General features: G+C 69.3%; 13 protein-coding genes. 4 read left to right on the forward strand and 9 right to left on the reverse strand.

From position 1 onward, the window contains the following. Positions 1-11 precede the first annotated feature (11 nt). From ACVKN3_RS01985 to ACVKN3_RS02000, 4 genes are all read left to right on the forward strand, one after another. Positions 12-374 carry a hypothetical protein gene (locus ACVKN3_RS01985; RefSeq protein WP_285401680.1) on the forward strand — a complete coding sequence of 121 codons (363 nt, stop codon included), beginning with the start codon at positions 12-14 and terminating at the stop codon, positions 372-374. A 72-nt stretch (positions 375-446) separates the two neighbouring features. Next, positions 447-1,718, forward strand: coding sequence for a TolC family protein (locus tag ACVKN3_RS01990; RefSeq protein WP_354512806.1), 1,272 nt, complete (start codon positions 447-449; stop codon positions 1,716-1,718). Continuing rightward, positions 1,715-2,800: an efflux RND transporter periplasmic adaptor subunit gene (locus tag ACVKN3_RS01995; RefSeq protein ID WP_285401675.1), complete on the forward strand. Its 1,086-nt coding sequence runs from the start codon at positions 1,715-1,717 to the stop codon at positions 2,798-2,800. Before ACVKN3_RS01990 ends, ACVKN3_RS01995 begins: the two co-directional genes overlap by 4 nt. Next, a complete protein-coding gene (locus ACVKN3_RS02000) occupies positions 2,800-5,892 on the forward strand; it encodes an efflux RND transporter permease subunit (RefSeq protein WP_354513379.1) in 3,093 nt (1,030 codons plus the stop codon). The genes ACVKN3_RS01995 and ACVKN3_RS02000 overlap by 1 nt, the downstream gene beginning before the upstream one ends. A 259-nt stretch (positions 5,893-6,151) precedes the next feature. On the opposite strand, the gene ACVKN3_RS02005 is transcribed toward ACVKN3_RS02000, so the two are convergent. From ACVKN3_RS02005 to ACVKN3_RS02045, 9 genes are read right to left on the reverse strand one after another with little or no spacing between them, the layout of a single operon-like run. Continuing rightward, positions 6,152-7,282 (reverse strand): GNAT family N-acetyltransferase, encoded by a 1,131-nt coding sequence (locus ACVKN3_RS02005; protein ID WP_285401673.1) that lies wholly within the window; start codon positions 7,280-7,282, stop codon positions 6,152-6,154. Then, entirely contained in the window at positions 7,279-8,826 is a 1,548-nt protein-coding gene (locus ACVKN3_RS02010) for an oligosaccharide flippase family protein (protein WP_354512803.1), read from the reverse strand. The genes ACVKN3_RS02005 and ACVKN3_RS02010 overlap by 4 nt, the downstream gene beginning before the upstream one ends. Further along, positions 8,823-10,520 carry a hypothetical protein gene (locus ACVKN3_RS02015; RefSeq protein ID WP_456991080.1) on the reverse strand — a complete coding sequence of 566 codons (1,698 nt, stop codon included), beginning with the start codon at positions 10,518-10,520 and terminating at the stop codon, positions 8,823-8,825. Before ACVKN3_RS02015 ends, ACVKN3_RS02010 begins: the two co-directional genes overlap by 4 nt. Continuing rightward, positions 10,517-11,521 (reverse strand): UDP-glucose 4-epimerase GalE, encoded by a 1,005-nt coding sequence (gene galE / locus ACVKN3_RS02020; protein WP_285401667.1) that lies wholly within the window; start codon positions 11,519-11,521, stop codon positions 10,517-10,519. The genes ACVKN3_RS02015 and galE overlap by 4 nt, the downstream gene beginning before the upstream one ends. Beyond that, positions 11,518-12,351, reverse strand: coding sequence for a dienelactone hydrolase family protein (locus tag ACVKN3_RS02025; protein WP_354512799.1), 834 nt, complete (start codon positions 12,349-12,351; stop codon positions 11,518-11,520). Before ACVKN3_RS02025 ends, galE begins: the two co-directional genes overlap by 4 nt. Next, positions 12,351-13,127, reverse strand: coding sequence for an alpha/beta fold hydrolase (locus tag ACVKN3_RS02030; RefSeq protein WP_354512797.1), 777 nt, complete (start codon positions 13,125-13,127; stop codon positions 12,351-12,353). Before ACVKN3_RS02030 ends, ACVKN3_RS02025 begins: the two co-directional genes overlap by 1 nt. A gap of 2 nt (positions 13,128-13,129) precedes the next feature. Beyond that, complete coding sequence (locus ACVKN3_RS02035; RefSeq protein WP_354512795.1) at positions 13,130-14,494, reverse strand: outer membrane beta-barrel protein; 1,365 nt, start codon at positions 14,492-14,494, stop codon at positions 13,130-13,132. A 26-nt stretch (positions 14,495-14,520) separates the two neighbouring features. Beyond that, positions 14,521-15,294: a P-loop NTPase family protein gene (locus ACVKN3_RS02040; protein WP_285401830.1), complete on the reverse strand. Its 774-nt coding sequence runs from the start codon at positions 15,292-15,294 to the stop codon at positions 14,521-14,523. Between the two features lie 5 nt (positions 15,295-15,299). Beyond that, entirely contained in the window at positions 15,300-16,829 is a 1,530-nt protein-coding gene (locus ACVKN3_RS02045; protein WP_354512793.1) for an XrtA system polysaccharide chain length determinant, read from the reverse strand. Between the last annotated feature and the right edge of the window lie 2 nt (positions 16,830-16,831).

Raw genomic sequence — 16,831 nt, forward strand, 5'->3', positions numbered from 1 at the left:
CATCCCCACCCATGCACCCCCACCCGCCCCGCCTGTTCTCCCGCATCCGCCGCCAGCGCGGCCTGTGGGTGCTGGCGCTCGCGGTGCTGCTGTTCAAGCTCACCATGGCCACGTTCTGCCTGCTCGACGCCCCCCGCGTGGCCTCCCTCGCCGACGGCAACATCGCCGTTGCGACGGCCGAGGCCGGCCCCGGTGACACCTGCGTGCTCGACGAGGGTGCCGGCTGCCATTGCAGCTGCGCGCACAACGTCGCCATGCCTGCCGCGCTGCCCGCGGTCCTCGCCGGCGTGCCCCACTCGCACGTCGCCGTGAAGCCGGATGCCGTGCTGGTCTCGGCATACACGCGCTCCCCGCTCCGCCCACCGATCGCCTGACGAACCCACCGCGTGACGCCGGCCGCCTCAGCGGCCACGTCGATCCGTGCACGTTCTTCCGGAGATCCACCCATGTCCCACCTGCGTACGGTGTTCCACGCCGCTGCGTGCGCCTGCCTGTGCCTCGCCGCCCGGGCACAGGCCGCGTCGCTCCCTGACCTGCCGCCCCCGGCGCCACCCGCCCTGCGCGATCGCGTGCACGCCCTGTGGGCCCGCAGCCCGGACGTACAGGCCGCGGAGGCCGAACGGCGTGCCGCCGCGGCCCGTGTCCGCGCGGCCGACCAGCCCGTCTACAACCCCACGCTCTCCCTCGAGGGCGAAAACGCCGATGTCGATCGCCGTACCGCCTCGGCCAGCCTCGCGCTGGATATCGGCGGCAAACGGCGGGCACGGGTCGAGGAAAGCCACGCCGCGCTGATGGCCAGCGAGGCCGCCTACGCCCTGCGCCGCCGCGACATAGCGGTGCAGTGGCTGAAAGCCTGGGCATCCGTCGGGCTGCTGCATCGACAGGACATGCTGGGTCGCGAACGCGTGGCCGCGATGCAGCGCTTCGACGACCTTGCCGAGCGACGACTGCGGGTCGGCGACCTCAGTGCACCCGAGCGCGACCTGGCCGCCCTCGCCCTGGCCGAGGCACGCATCGCGCAGGCCTCGCTGGAAGGCCAGCAGGCCGCGGCCATGGCGACACTGGCGGCGCTGGGCGACGGCATGGAAACCGGGCTGCCCGCCCTGCCCGAGGGGTTGCCTCCACCACCCGATGGGATCGTGCCGCGGGAGGCGGAGCAACGCCCCGAACTGGCGCAGGCCTATGCCGAGCAACGTCGCCGCGACGCCGCCGTGGACGTGGCGCGACGCGCCCGCGTACCCGATCCCGTGGTCAGCCTCACCGGCGGCCGCGTGCGCAGCGGCACCCGCAGCGATCCGGTGATCGGGCTCAGCGTGGCCATCGCCCTGCCCGTGCGCAACAGTGGACGGGCCGAGATCGCCGCCGCGCAGGCCGAGGCGGATGCGGCCCTGGCGCAACGACAGGCCGTGGGATGGCAGACCGCCTCCGCACTGCGGCAGGCCGCCGACACCTACCGCACGCTGCGCCAGACCGCCGACACCCTGCGCCGCCTGCGCGCCGAACCCACCGGCCCACGCACGCTGCTGCTTGAGCGCCTCTGGCAGGCGGGGGAGCTGGATACCTCCGACTACCTGGTGCAGTTGAACCAGCACCTCGATACCGCACTCGCCACGCTCGCCCTGGAAACCCAGACCTGGCAGGCGTGGTTCGACTACCTCGTGGCCACCGGCCGCCTCGGCGACTGGATCGACGGCCCCGCACAGGATGCCAACCCATGACCCACCGTATTTCCGCGCGCCGCATCGCACTCGTCATCGGCCTTGCACTGGCCACGATGCAGGCCGGCGCGACCGACCATCCCCTCGCACTGGACGACAAGGCCATGGCCGACGCGGGCATCGTCGTCGATACGCTCGGCACCCATGCCATGGCCGAGACCGTGGTCGCCCCCGGCGAGGTCCGGATCGACGCCTATGCCACCGTACTCGTGTCACCACGCGTCACCGCCCAGGTGATCGAGCGCAAGGCCAGGCTCGGCGACATGGTGGCTCCCGGGAACCCCTTGGTGGTGCTTTCCAGCATCGAGGTAGCCGAGGCGCAGGGACGCCTCATCGTCGCCAGCCAGGACTGGGCGCGCGTCTCGGCGCTGGGGCCGCAGGCCGTCTCCGGCCGCCGTTATGCCGAGGCGCAGGTGGCCCGCGACCAGGCACGCGCCGCACTGCGCGCCTACGGGCTGGGCGACGCACAGATCGCAGGCATGCTCCGGCGCGGTTCGCCGGCAGCGGATGGCCGTTTCGAGCTGGTCGCCACCCGCGCGGGCCGGATCACCAGCGACGATTTCCTCGTCGGCGAACGCGTCGAACCCGGCAAGACACTGTTCACCGTGGTCACCGAGGACACCGTCTGGGTCGAAGCGCAGCTGCCTCCCGCCGTGGCGGCGCAGATCACACCGCGAGCCGAGGCCAGTATCGCCGCGCAGGGCCGGACATGGCCGGCCCGTGTCGTGCAGCGCGCGCACCGCACCGACGAGGGCACGCGAACGGCCGGTATCCGGCTTCGCGTGGACAACCGCGACGACCTGCTCCATCCCGGCGATCCGGTGGACGTGCGGATCGCCACCGGCGCCTCGGACACGGTACTGGCCGTGCCCGCCGACGCGGTGGTGCTGCTGCAGAACCAGGCGACGGTTTTCGTGCGCGGCAGCAACGGCAGGTTCGAGCCCACGCCGGTCGAGGTGGGCGAGACGCGGGGCGGATGGACGCCCATCCGGCGCGGCGTGGCAGCCGGCAGCCGCTACGCCAGGGAAGGCGCGTTCGTGCTGAAAGCACGCCTGCTCCGCTCGCAGCTGGGAGACGAATGATGCTGACCCGACTGGTCGACCTGTCGCTGCGCTACAAGCTGCTGGTGATCCTTGGCGTGCTGGCGATAGCCGCGCTGGGCGTGGGCGCGCTGCGCCGCCTGCCGATCGATGCCTTTCCCGACGTAACGCCCGTGCAGGTGAACGTCTACACCGAAGCCACCGGGCTGGCCGCGGAAGATGTCGAGCGCCTGCTCACCACACCCGTCGAATCGGCGCTCGCCGGCCTGCCCGGCGTGGAGACGATCCGCTCGGTCAGCCTGTTCGGGCTGTCGTACATCGCGGTGTATTTCAGCGACGACACCGATATCTACTTCGCGCGCCAGCTGGTCAACGAGCGCCTGCAGCAGGTCGCGGAGCGACTGCCCGACGGCTACGGCAAGCCCGAGATGGGACCGAACACCTCGGGACTGGGCCAGGTGTTCTGGTACACGGTGGAAAGCGAAAACGGCGCCGTGTCCGACATGGACCTGCGCGCCTGGCAGGACTGGACCGTGCGCCTGATCCTGCGCAGTGCGCCCGGTGTCGACGACGTCACCTCCTGGGGCGGCCAGGAGCGCCAGTTCCAGGTGCGCGTCGACCCGCAGCGCCTGATCGCCTACCGGCTCGGCCTGAAGGACGTCCTGCAGGCCGTGGAGGCGAACAACGCCCAGGTGGGCGGCAACGCGATCGACGTGGGACGCGAGCAATACCTGGTCCGCGGCGTGGGCCTGCTGCGCGACGCCGCCGACCTGGGCGCCATCGTGCTGCGCAGCGACGACGGCACGCCGGTCTACCTGCGCGACGTGGCGACCGTGGTCGAGGCCGGCGCGCCGCGCACCGGGGCGGTGACGCGCGATGGCCGGGAAGTCGTCCTCGGCCAGGCCCTGGCACGCATCGACGAGAACGCACGCAGCGTGGTGGAAGCGGTCAAGGCGAAACTGGAGACGATCCGCCGTGCCTTGCCGCCGGGTGTCGTGGTGCGCCCGGTCTACGAGCGCACCGACCTCGTCGACGCCGCCGTCGGCACGGCCACCCGCGCCTTGCTGGAGGGCGCGCTGCTGGTGGCCGTCGTGCTGTTCGTCTTCCTGGGCGAGTGGCGCAGCGCGCTCATCGTGGTGACCACCCTGCCGCTGGCCATGCTGATCGCCTTCATCGGCATGGACCGCTGGGGCCTGTCGGCCAACCTGATGTCGCTGGCGGGGCTGGCGATCGGCATCGGCATGATGGTGGACGGCGCGGTAGTCATGGTGGAGAACGCACACCGGATCATGGGCGAGCACGCCGCGCAGGGCCGCGTCGTCGACCGCGGCGGCGCGGTGCGCGAGGCAGCGCGCGAAGTGGCCGCGCCGATCGCCTTCGCGATCCTCATCATCATCGTGGTCTTCCTGCCGCTGTTCGGCCTGCAAGGCCTGGAGGGCAAGATGTTCCGGCCGATGGCGTTCAACATCGGCTTCGCCATGGCCGGGTCGTTGCTGCTCGCCCTCACCCTGGTGCCGGTGCTGGCGGCGGTGCTGCTCAAGCCCGGGCACGAGAAGGACACGCGGCTGGTGGCGTGGCTGAAGCGTCGCTACGAGCGCGTGCTGCGCGCCGCGCTGGCTCATCGCCGCGGCGTACTGGCAACCTCGTTGCTGCTGCTCGTGGCCGCGATGGGACTGTTTCCCCTGCTGGGCAAGGAATTCATGCCGGTGCTGCGCGAGGGCGCGATCATGTGGCGGATCACCTCGATTCCCTCGGCTTCGCTGAACGAGTCCATCGACGTGTCGCGTCGCGTCGCGGAACGCATCCACGCCACGGTGCCGGAAGTGGAAACCACGCTGGCCATGATCGGACGCGCGGAAAAGGGCGAGACGGCCGACGTGAACTACATGGAGGTGTACACGCCGCTGAAGCCCGCCGCGCAGTGGCGCCCCGGCCAGACATTGGCCAGCATCGAGGCCACGATGCAGAAGGAACTCGAAGACGCGCTGCCCACGGCCGTGGTCAGCTATACGCAGCCGATCCAGATGCGCATCGAGGAACTGATCTCCGGCGTGCGCGCCACACTGGCCCTGAAGATCTACGGCGACGACCTGGCCACGCTCGATCGTCTGGGCGCCCGGGCACGCGACATCCTGGCCACGGTGCCCGGTGCAGCCGACCTGTCGCTGGAAGCCAACCTGGGCAAGCCGCAGTTGCGCATCGAGGTGGACCGGGCAGCGATGGCCCGCTACGGGCTCAACGCGGACGACATCCTCACCGTGGTGCGCAACGGCATCGGTGGCCAGGCCGTCGGCAGCCTGGTGGATGGCGTGCGCCGGTTCGACATCGCCGTGCGGCTGGACGACGCCAGCAAGGCGTCGCCCGAGGCGATCGGGCGCATTCCGCTGCGCACGCCATCCGGCGTGCTGGTACGGCTCGCGCAGGTAGCCACGGTGACGCAGGCGGACGGCTACTCGTTCATTCGCCGCGAGGCGCTGCAACGCTTCGCCGTCATCGGCCTGGACGTACGCGGGCGTGACATCGACGGTTTCGTCCGGGAGGCCGAAACACGCCTGGCGCGCGAACTGGCGCTACCCACCGGCTATTACACGGCATGGGGTGGCGCGTTCGAGAACCAGCAGCGCGCCATGCAACGACTGGCGCTGATCGTCCCGCTGACGATCCTGCTGATCTTCGTGCTGCTCTACACCGCGTTCCAGTCGTTCAGGCACGCGGCGCTGATCCTGGCCAACGTGCCGTTCGCGGTGATCGGCGGCGTGGTCGGACTGTTCGTCAGCGGGCAATACCTGTCGGTGCCTTCCGTGGTCGGCTTCATCGCGGTGTTCGGCGTCGCCATGCTCAACGGCATCGTGCTGGTCAGCTTCCTCGACAGGCAACGCGATGCGGCGGGCGACCTGCGCGAGGCGGTGATCCAGGGCAGCCTGCTGCGGCTGCGACCGGTGCTGATGACGGCCACGGTGGCGATCCTCGGCCTGGTCCCCATGTTGCTCTCGCAAGGCGTGGGGGCGGAAACCCAGCGTCCCCTGGCGACCGTGGTGGCCGGCGGGCTGATCACTTCTACCCTGTTGACGCTGGTGCTGCTGCCGGTGCTGTACGAGTGGATGGAAGCGCGTCAGGCGCGTCGGCGCGCTTAAGCGCCACGATCAGCGATAGCTAAAGGGCTCGCCGTCATGGGTGGGCACGGGGAGGAGGCGCCGCGCCATACGAGCGACGGGCTTCGGCTTCGGCTTCGGTACAGACCCCGGTCATGCGCGAAGAACCTAAAAAAGTTCAGTTAGAGTGATCCTTTCGCTCAATACGTAAACCTCAAGCGGCAACTTGCGGAGCGTCTTGATGAGGTCATCACGCAGGTCGCCTTCACGAAACCGACCATGCAGCACGTCACCGTTACGCCTACTTACCACGACGCACACGCCACTCTGCCCTGAGCCGATAAACACGGCGGTATGCCCAGCGCAGCGGCCTGTACGCGCCGAAACCCAGGGTCGCGGGCATCGATCTCACGACATACAGCGAACCGCACGCCTCGGCGCGCGTGGCAAGCAGTCGCTTGTACTGGTTGTCGCCGTAGCCGAAGCTGATGCGCTCGCCGGGAAACCGGTCGAGCAAGGCGCGAATGGCCTGGAACACCGCGACGGAGCCGATGCCCACCTTCGCTACGTCCTCGTCGTAGCCGAGGTCGTCGACCAGGTAGGTGCCGCCCAGGCGATAGCCGTGCACATAGGCCAGAGGTTGCCCCTCGCGCAGCACCACGTGCCCGACCAGTTGCCCGGCGGCGGCCAGGCGTTCGAACAGGGCCACGCGCGCCGGTGCCTCCCAGTCGATGGGCAATGCGGCGTGGTGCCAGGTGCGCGCGTACACCTCGTTCATCAGCCGGGCGTACTCGCGCATGCCCTCCGCCCGATCGAACGTATGCAGCGCCGCATCGCCGCCCAGCTTGCGATACGCCCGCCCCACGCGCTGCGTGAGATCGGCGCGCTTCTTCCTGTCCATGCCGCCCAGCCAGGTTTCCGAGGACGGCTGTGGGTCGATCGACCAGTGCACCTGGTCACGCAGGTGCGCGGCGACGATGCGCAGGCCGACGGCGGCCAGGCGATCCGCGAACCGGCTGGGCAGGCCGGCCTCCTGGATACGGATCACCCGCACGCTGGCGTCGCCTGCGAGATGGTGGGCGATGGCGTCGCCGACCCGCTCGCGATCGGCGTCGTCCGCCACGACATCGTCACCGAGCAGGCGCAGCACGGGCCCGCGATACACCGGCATGCGGCGCCCGCCCAGGTCGATCCGCGCGACGTGCCCGACCGCCAGCAGCGGGGCGTAGCCGACGACGCCTCCCCCTGCATCGCAGACGAGGATCACGTGCGGTCGCGTGCCGTCGCTGCGGCTCGCCACCTCGTACGCGATCCAGTCCGGGTGCTGCACGATGCCGCTGGCCGCACCGGGCCGTGCCGCCAACAGGGCCATCCCGTCGCGATGGTCCTGCAGGGTTTCCAGCGAATCCACCACGCGACAGACCTGGCTCATGGGCCGGCCTTGACCGCGGCGGACGGCAGGTGATCCAGCATGCGCGACAGCCAGCGACCCGGGCGGCCGAGGCGTTGGCTGATGCCCGTCATCAGTTGCACGTCGTCCGCCGTCCAGTAGCGCACGAGCACGCTGCCAGGCAGGTAAAGCACCCCGAAGACCGCGCAGCCGCCGAGGAAACCGGCCAGCGACGGAATGGCCGCAGTGGTCGCCCAGGCCGCCAGCGTGGCCACCGCGCCCACGACGAACAGGCGCGCCATCGCCGCCAGCGGCAAGCCGCCACGGGTGGCCTTGCGCAGGTAATGTACGGCCAGCGCCATCTCCACCACGCGGGTGCCGGCGTAGGTGAGCACGGCGCCCGGCAGGCCGAACGCCGGTATCAGCGTCACGCCCAGCGTGGCGTTGGCCACGAGCGCCACTGTGGCGATGCGGACACGATCGTCCTGGCGGTCCACCACGGTCTGGAACGCGGCGATGCCGTTGCCGATCAGCAACAGGCCACCCAGCACCAGGGTCGCCTCGATCGCGGGGATGGCTTCCACGTAGCGGCTGCCGTACATCAGCCGGACGATGTCCGGCGTCGTGACCAGACCCAGCCCGGCGATGGCGATGCCCACCGCCCAGTAGAACCGCGTGGCCTCGGAAAGGAAGCGGGCGGCCCGTGCCGTGCCGTGCTCGCCGTAGGACTTGGCCATGTACGGCAGCAACGTGGAGGTCAGCCCGACAGAGAACAGCTGCACCGCCCCGCGCGTGAGCGTGCCGGCGATCGCAAAATACCCCACCGCCACCGAGCCGGAGAACGTGTTGAGCAGGAAGATCTCGATGGTGCCGACACGGAACGAACCCATCAGCACCAGGGCGGCGGTCAGCTTCAGGTGGCGATCCACCCGCTGCGACAGCGCCCGAGGTACCGGGCCCGGTGCGAAGGATCGGCAGCAGCGGCGATAGACCTGCCGGTTGACCAGGTTCAGCACAAGGCAGGCGACCGCGAACAGCGCGACGAAGTCCACCAGCCCCGCGTGCATCAGCATGGCGGCCAGCACCAGCAACATGCCGAGCACGCCGCCGACCACGGTGGCCACCGCCTCGGGCTCGAAACGCTCCTGTCCCTTGGCGATGGCGACCTGCATCGCGTAGTTGGCCTTGGCGACCACCGCGACCACCACCAGCGCCATGATCGGAAGCAGCGAATGGTCCCATTCGGACGGTCGGCACAGCCAGCCCACCACCACGAACAGGCCGATCACCACGGCCGAGCTCCACCCTTGCAGACGCGAGAAGCGGGCGGCCAGGTGCGAGGCCAGGCCGGCATCGCCCATGCCGTCGGCCTCGGCGATGAACTTGGTGGACGAGGTGGTCAGTGCGTGGTTGGAACACACGATCAGCCAACCGCACAGCCACACGGTGAAGGCATAGCGACCGAAGTCCACCGGACCCAGGGCGCGTGCGATCCACACGCTCATCAGCAGGCCCAGCGCGTATTCGATATAGGTGGACACCGTGACGATGCCCACGCTGCGCAGCACGGCGAGGCGACGGTTCACGGCGACGCCGCCGGCGGGGTCGCACGGGAAGGTGGTGCCACGCCGGCGCCGGCCGGCTGCGCCATCATCCACTGCGCCACGCCGGCGCCGCGGTTGTTCCAGTTGAAGCGGCGCAACGTGTCGGCGATCGCCGCGCACGACGGCGCATACGACGAGGCGATGGCGGCAAAGCGCTTCGTCAGCGCCGCAGCCTGACGCGTGTCCGTCTCGAAATAGCGCGCCGCGGCCACCGGCAGGCCCAGTTCCACCGTGTGCCCATCGCTGTACCAGCCTTCCGATTCCTGGATCTTCATCAGCGCGGCGGGGGTGGCCTGCGACGACGACCAGTACCAGGCGATCTGGCCCTGCGGGCCGGAACAGCCGTTGCGCCAGTCGTGCGGCGGCACCAGTAACGTCGGCTCGATCCAGCCGTAGCGTTCGAGGTAGCGGCCGAAGCCGGTGATCATGGCCGGGATGCGTGGGTCTTTCGTGACCAGCCACGCATGCCACAGGCCGTCCACGATGTTCTCGCTCATCCAGGGCGATGCACCGCGCATGTCGTCGGCGCCGCCGCGGTCGTTCTCGTGCACGTTCCAACTGTTGCGCCACGAACCGTCGTCGCCGAGGCCGTCCGGATTATGCCGCTGCTGCTGTTCCAGCCAGCCGATCCGCGCATCGATGCGTTCGCGGTAACGCGCATCGCCAGTCAGTTCATAGGCGGCCACTGTCTGGATCAGGCCGAGGCCGGCCAGTCGTTCGGTGAAGTAATCGTCCGCATGGCGATACGGACCGGGTGCGCCGTTCCATCCACCGCTGTCCCACAAGTCCGCCATGGCAGCCACCGTGGCCGCATCGTGCATCGTGTCATCGCCGCTGAGCGCCATCGCCAGCAGGATCGGCTCGATGTAGACGTACTTGACGTCGCACGGCTTGCCCGACGGCATCCAGCCCCCCGCGCAGGACGGACTGGCCGGCACGCCGTCACGCTTGATACCGGCCATGTACCAGCGATAGCTGGCCTCGGCGGCGTCGAGGTAATCCGCGCGGCCGGTGCGCACATAGGCCTTGAACAGCGTGGACGGGCGGTCGAACAACCAGGCCGTGGTGTCGGCGGTGGGCAGCGTCCGCGCCCAGCGGAACTGCGCATCGACGTAGCGCGCGTAAGGCTCATCGGAAGTGGCCATCGACTGCGGGCCGGCGATCAGCGACGCGGTCAGCCACTGCGGGGTGAGCGTCGCCAGGGCGGCAGACGGAGAGCCGGTCCGCCCCGGCGCATACGGCCACGCCGGCATCGCCGCGGCATGGGGCGCACCCAGGATGAAGTAATACGTGCCCGCTGCTGCACGGAACTGCGCACGCACCGAACGCACGCCGCCGGCACCGGTATGCCACTGCAGCAGGGGCATGATGGCCGACGGTATCTCGTGGCCCTGCGCATCCACGATGCGCAGCAGCGTCGCATCGCGCAGCAGCCCCGGCGGAAACGGAATGCCCGCCGACACGGCCAGCACGTCGCCCTTCCCCGCCTGTGGACGCACGAGGATGGCCTGCGCGGCGGGTGGGCGCGGCGACCCGGCCGTGCGTGGCGATACAGGCGATGTGGCCGCACCCGATGGCGCAGCGGCACGTCCCGGGCCAGGCAAGCCGGCGACAACGCTGGCGATCAGCAGGCAGACGACGAACGGCACGCGGTGCACGGTGAAGCGCATCCTCATGCCACCGAAGCCACGGGCGCGGGCGCGCCGATCAGGCGGTATTCCCAATCCAGCGCCGTGCGCACGATGAAATCCAGGTCGTCGTGGCATGGCGTCCAGTCGAGCACCTCGCGCAGCCGGTCGCTGCAGGCGATCAGCTTGCCGATATCGCCCGGGCGACGTGGCAGCTCGATCACATTGAGCGGACGGCCGCTCGCGCGGGCCACCGCGTCGACCACCTCGCGTACGCTGTAGCCGTGACCGTAGCCGCAATTGAGCGTCAGCGACGCACCGCCGTCACGCAGATGGTCGAGGGCGCGCAGGTGCGCGGCGGCAAGGTCGTCGACATGAATGTAGTCGCGCACACCGGTACCGTCGGGCGTGTCGTAATCCGTGCCGTAGATCGAGAGGCTGGCACGCTTGCCCACGGCGTGCTCGCACGCCACCTTCACCAGCAGCGTCGCCGCGGGCGTGCTGTGGCCGATGCGTCCCAGCGGATCGCAACCGGCCACGTTGAAATAACGCAGCACCACATGGCGCATGGCGCCGGTGGCGCACCAGTCGCGCAGCATGGTCTCGGACATCAGCTTGGATCGGCCGTACGGATTGGCCGGGCGCGTCGGTGTTTCCTCGTCCGCGATGCCCGCGGCCGTGGTGCCGTACACAGCCGCCGTGGACGAGAAGATGAACTTGTCCACGCGCGCCTCCGCGCAGGCAGCCAGCAGGTTGCGCGTGTTGCAGGTGTTGTTGCCGTAGTACTTCAGCGGATCGCTGACCGATTCCGGCACCACGGTGTGCGCGGCGAAATGAAGCACCGCATCCACGCGGTGCGCACGCAGCACGCGTCCGACCAGCTCGCCGTCGCCCACGTCGCCTTCCACCATCGATGCACCACGCACCGCCTCGCGGAAGCCGGTGGACAGATTGTCGATGACGACCACCCGATCGCCTCGCGCCACCAGCTGTTGCACGGTATGGCTGCCGATGTAGCCGGCGCCGCCGGTGACCAGGACGGTATTCACGGGTGCCTCCCGGCCGCAGCCGGTGGAAAATGATGGGTCAGCCAGTCGTCGATGCCGTGCACCAGCCGTGCGCGGTCGCCGGTGAGGACATAGGTGTGGTCGGTCCCGGCGAGGTAGCGCGTCGCCACGGCCGGATGGCGCATGACCTTGCCGAAGCACTCGCGGAACTGGCGGGAGTGGTTGAAACAGTCGCTGATACCGCCCGAGTAGACGAGGTACAGCCGCATGCCCCGCGCAACCATGCCGGTGAAATCGGCGATCACCTCGGCGCGTGGCGCCGGCGCCACGGCGAACACCGGTTCCGGGGCCCGTGCCGCCGCCCTTGCCTCGCCGCCGCGGCGGCGCAAACGACGCAGCCAGCGCGCCGGGTCCGCCAGTCGCGGCAGGTAATGCCGCAGGCGATAGCCCAGCGTGCGATAGGCATAGCCGTCCAGGAACACCGCCCCGGCGACACGCGGGTCCTGCGCCGCCACCACATGGGCGTTCTGAGCGCCCGAGCACAGCCCGACCAGCACGAAGCGCGAGCAACCGGCCTGGCTGGCTAGCAGGCCCATGGCGTCGTCCAGGTCCGCCAGCACCTGTTGCACGCGGGTCTGCCCGCCGCCGGTGGCCGCGCTGTCGCCCAGCGTGGACATATCGAAGCGCAGCGTGGGAAACCCGGCGGCATTGAGCTGGCGGGTCAGTTCCACGTGCAGGCGGAACGGACCGATGCGGTGGACCAGCCCGGCATTGAGCACGATGACACCGATGTCGCCGGCGTCGCCCGCGGGCACGCCGGCGATGCCGACCAGGTGCCGCGCACGACCGAAACGATGGGCTTGCTCGTGCATCACGCGATCTCCCTGAAGCGACTGCTCACGGCCTGGATCAAAGACGGCGAAAGAATCGCGGTTTCCAGCCGGTGCAGGTCATTCCATGGCGTCGGCTGGCCCAGCACGCGAATCCGGCCGCGCTCGCCCAGGCGGCCGTCCCAGCGTCGCGGCTCGCCCTCCGGCAACGAATCCAGGACCAGCGTGGGCACGGCGCTCGCATCGACATGCAGCGCGGCCAGCTGGCGCCGCAAGGCGGCGCCGACATCGAAACCCAGCCACTGATCCGCGGCATCGGCCGCGTCACGCGGATGGGTGAACCGGTTCGGGTCCTCGCGCAACGCGGCCTGCATCGCATCCAGTACCGCGACGTGCTCGGCACCGTCGAACACCGGGTCCCAGGCGATCACCTCGGCGAAGCGGGCCCGTGACGCGGCGGCGAGCGCAATGCTGCCGCCCAGGCGCGCGCCGAAGGCGACCACGCGGTCCACGCCGGCCCGTGCGCGCACCTGGTCGGCGGCCGTCGCCGTATCGGCGACGCAACGATCCCAGTCCACTTCGTTGCTGGCGCCGGCGGCATCGCCTGTGCCGTGGTAATCGAAGCGCAGCACGGCCACGCCCTGCCCGGCCAGCGCCTGGGCCAGCTGCCGGTAGAGCCGGTGGCAGCGGATCAGGTCCTGGCCCAGCGGCGGGCACATCAGCAGCGCCTGGCGCGGCCGCACGGCGGGCGCGTGGTACATGCCGAACAGGCCGTGTTCGGCGCCGAAGAAAAAGGGCAGGTCCAGGTCGTCACGCATGCTCACCTCCGGTACACCACGCCGACAAAGCACTCCGCTTCGCGGTAGCTCTGTGCCGCCGCATCGCTGCTGCGCCGCTCGCGTGCCACGGAGATGTGCCAACTCCAGTGCCGGTTGATCTCCTTGGCCAGGTCCAGCCCGAGGCGGGTCGTGTGGTCGCTGCGGTCCAGCGTGCGGTAATCCACGTGCTCGTACGTACCGAAGCCGGACAAGGTGAGCGTCGGCGTCATGCGATAGCCCATGCCGACGCTGAGGCCACGCGCGGTCTGGTCGAAGGTCGGGTCGTCCAGGTAGGCCAGCTTGCCGATCGCCGGCGACACCGTGACGGTCAGGCGATCGCCGCGCCAGTTCCAGTTCGCCTCCACCCGGCGCTCGCGGTACACCTGCGAGCCGATCACGGCACTGCCTACGCCGATACCGTTACCGGTCGCGCCACGCCCCAGCCCGCCGGTATTGGCGAACGGATCGATGGCCTCGGCGCGATCGGCCTGCAGCCCCGCACCGTACACGCCGGGCGTGGTGATGATGTCCTGCGCGGCATCGGCGTATTGCCAGGTGCCAGCCACGGACACCGCGTTGCGCAGCGTCGGCTGCCAGCCCACACGTAGTCGAACCAGCGGCGCCGACACACTCCGGCCCTGGTCGAACGACAGCCGTGTGCCGCCGAGCAGGACATCCGCATCGAAATGCGGCAGCTTTCGTGTGTAGCGCACGAAGGCTTCCTTGCGATCGTAGTTGGCACCGTCCGGCTGGCGGGTGAAGTCCACGCGCTGGAACTCGACGTTGCCGGACACCTGGTCGGTCGGGCCGAGGTCGCGATACAGGCGGAACGCCGCCATACCGCGCGAGGAATCGAACTGGTCGACCTTCGACGCATAGCTGTTGATGTAGCGCAGCTCCAGCTGCCCGCGCGCGGCATCGCCGAAACGCATCCGCAGCGTGGGACCCAGCACCAGCACGTTGGTCTGCTGCCGGTTGTCCGGCGAATCGGCGGACAACTGGTCCACCGGTTGCACGCCCGCATAGTCCTCGACCGAGAAGTCCAGCCGTTGCGGGAGCACGGTCCAGTTCGCCTGCGCGCCGACTTGCGTCTGCGTCTGCGGATCGAAGTGGCCTTCGAGGTACTTCCGGTATTCGACCGTACCGAGCACGTTCGCCTGGAAGGTGGAACCCAGCTGGTTGAACTGGAACGTGGCGCCCGGCGTGAGCACGTTCTCGCTGAGGGGGCGATCGGACGACAAGGCGATGTTGTTGCTGTGCTCCAGGCCGGCATACAACGTGTAGTCCAACGTGCCCGCCAGTGAACACGCCGGCACGGCCGCCAGACCCAGTGCGATCGCGCGGGCCAGTGTCGTGGATGTAAGCATGCGCCCTATCCTTAGCCGCATCGCGATCACGGTGACTGGTTGAAGACGACGCCGGCCACCTTGGCCGGATCGAAATTGGCCACGGCCTGGTGGATCGCGGCGGGCGTGTCGCGTCCGTAGCCCGCCACCACGACCACGAAATCGGCCAGGTCGGCCAGTATCCGCGCGTCCGGCGAGCCCTTGACCGGTGGGCCGTCCAGGAACAGGTAGCGATCGGCATAGCGGCAGCGCAGCGAGTCCAGCACGGCGCGCATGCGGAACGAGGAAAAGTACTCCCCGCTGTTTTCCCGCGCCGTGCCGGCGGGGATCAGGCGCAGCCGCGGCACGCCGGTCGGGTACATGATCGAGGCGATGCCACGCGCTGGGTGCTCGAGGAAGTCGATCAGTCCTCCCGTGCGCGGCTCGATACCCAAGGCCTTGTGCTGGTCGGGATAGCGAAGGTTGCAGTCCACCAGCAGGCTGGTCTTCGATTCGTCGAAGGCGAACGCGGCCGCCAGGTTGCGGGTGACGAAACTGCCGCCGGATCGTGGGCTGACCGCCACCACCAGGGTGATGAAATTGCTGTCGCCCGCCATCTCCACCAGGCGGGTACGGATGCCCCGGAACGCATCCGATTGCGAGCGCACCGACGCCTCGCGATGGATCAGGCGCTTGCGTTCGCAGTCGATGGGCGCCAGTGTGCCGCGCTCGTCGCGCATCAGCGCGATGGAGTGGCCCGACGCGGCATGCGCGTCGTCCTGTGCCTCGTCACGATCGACGAAATCGCCCGGCTCGGTGGATGCGCCAACGCGCGAGTGCATGGTCTTCAAGCCTTCATCCTCCACCAGAACAAACCCAGGTACACCGCGCCCACGCCGAGGACGATCGCCCCCAGCAACATGTTCTGCAGCCGGTCGCGACGACGGTCGCGCGGCGTGGCGTAAAACGGGATGGTCGCAAGCACCGGGTAGCCGAGCGCCTGCTCCAGCTGTGCCACCGAACGCGCACGCGGATCGAAGCGGGCGACGGCGAACAGCAGTCCGAACGGCACCGCCAGCGACAAGGCAAGGCCGGCCAGCCCGAAATGCATGAAACGCAGGCCCGACGGCACCAGCGGCATCACCGCCGGGTTCTGCACCTGGAAGGTCAGCCCCCGCTGCTCGGCGTCCAGGTTCATCGACACGCGTGCGTTCTCGCGCCGCTTCAGCAGGTCCTGGTAGACATCGCGGTTGACCGTGTAGTCGCGGGTCAGCTCGGCGGTTACGTTCTCGGAATTGGCGATGCGCCTGCTGCGTTCCAGTTCGGACTGCAGCATGCTTTCGCTGGCGCCTACCCGCGCCGAGGCGGCGGCGGCATCGCCACGAATCGTGGCCAGCTGCACGCGCATCTGCTGGTTGACCGGGTTCATGGCGACCATGCGGTCCACCGTGCCGCCGCCCACGGATCGCCGTGCGTCGGCACCCTGCATCTGCGCGCGAAGATCGTCGATCTGGTGGCGAAGCCGGACCACGTCGGGATAGGCGTCGGTGTAGGTCAGTCGCAGGGTATCCAGTCGCGCCTGCATCTCGGCCAGCTGCGACGCGTAGATGCCACCCACGGTCTGCACCGCGTTCACTTCCGACTCGCCGCTCAGCTGCGCATTCAGTGCCGCCGCCTGCGACTGCTTCTGCATCGCATCCATGCGGTTGTTCTCGATCTGCGTGCGCAGCGAACCGATGCGTGCGTTGGTGTCGGCATCGCTGCCGGGGCGTGCATCGGCGTTGGCGTCCCGGTAGGCCTTGAGCTTGTTCTCCGCGTCGGTAAGCTTGCTCCGATAGGCCTCCACCTGGCTGTCGATGAACTCGTAGGCATCGCGGCTCTCGCGCTGCTTTGACGCCAGGCTTTCGCTGATGAACAGCTGGCCGAACGCACGGGTCACCTCGAACGCACGCCGCGGATCGGCATCGAAATAGCTGATCGTGATCAGGTTGTCACGACCATTGACGATCTTCGTCCGCGACTTGATCGCCTCGATCAGCCGGTCGCGCTCGATGGGCGTCGGTGTGCTCGCCAGCCAGCCGCCGGTGCTCAGCACCTGGTCCATCACGCGGCGACTGAAGATCACGTCGCGCGCCATGCCCACGCGGTTCGCGTTGGCGGTGGCCGATGCCGCGCCCTCCATCAGCGGCGTGATGATGCTCGCCTCCTGGGCCAGGATGGTGGTGGATGCTTCGTATTTCTTCGGCCACAGCGCGCCGATGCCCAGCGCGGCCAGCGCGATCGCCGCGAAGGTCACGCCCAGCGCGATCCGGCGTCGGCGTGCCTCGCCGATCAGCGCGGGCAGCATGCCCGCGAAAGGAACGAGTTCCCCGTTCATGG

Source organism: Luteibacter sp. PvP120 (assembly GCF_054055715.1).

Excerpts from the sequence above, each read along its gene's own strand:
- ACVKN3_RS01985 (WP_285401680.1), top strand. The coding sequence starts at position 12 with ATGCACCCCCACCCGCCCCGCCTGTTCTCCCGCATCCGCCGCCAGCGC.
- ACVKN3_RS01990 (WP_354512806.1), top strand. The coding sequence starts at position 447 with ATGTCCCACCTGCGTACGGTGTTCCACGCCGCTGCGTGCGCCTGCCTG.
- ACVKN3_RS01995 (WP_285401675.1), top strand. The coding sequence starts at position 1,715 with ATGACCCACCGTATTTCCGCGCGCCGCATCGCACTCGTCATCGGCCTT.
- ACVKN3_RS02000 (WP_354513379.1), top strand. The coding sequence starts at position 2,800 with ATGCTGACCCGACTGGTCGACCTGTCGCTGCGCTACAAGCTGCTGGTG.
- ACVKN3_RS02005 (WP_285401673.1), bottom strand. The coding sequence starts at position 7,282 with ATGAGCCAGGTCTGTCGCGTGGTGGATTCGCTGGAAACCCTGCAGGAC.
- ACVKN3_RS02015 (WP_456991080.1), bottom strand. The coding sequence starts at position 10,520 with ATGAGGATGCGCTTCACCGTGCACCGCGTGCCGTTCGTCGTCTGCCTG.
- ACVKN3_RS02025 (WP_354512799.1), bottom strand. The coding sequence starts at position 12,351 with ATGCACGAGCAAGCCCATCGTTTCGGTCGTGCGCGGCACCTGGTCGGC.
- ACVKN3_RS02030 (WP_354512797.1), bottom strand. The coding sequence starts at position 13,127 with ATGCGTGACGACCTGGACCTGCCCTTTTTCTTCGGCGCCGAACACGGC.
- ACVKN3_RS02035 (WP_354512795.1), bottom strand. The coding sequence starts at position 14,494 with ATGCTTACATCCACGACACTGGCCCGCGCGATCGCACTGGGTCTGGCG.
- ACVKN3_RS02040 (WP_285401830.1), bottom strand. The coding sequence starts at position 15,294 with ATGCACTCGCGCGTTGGCGCATCCACCGAGCCGGGCGATTTCGTCGAT.
- ACVKN3_RS02045 (WP_354512793.1), bottom strand. The coding sequence starts at position 16,829 with ATGAACGGGGAACTCGTTCCTTTCGCGGGCATGCTGCCCGCGCTGATC.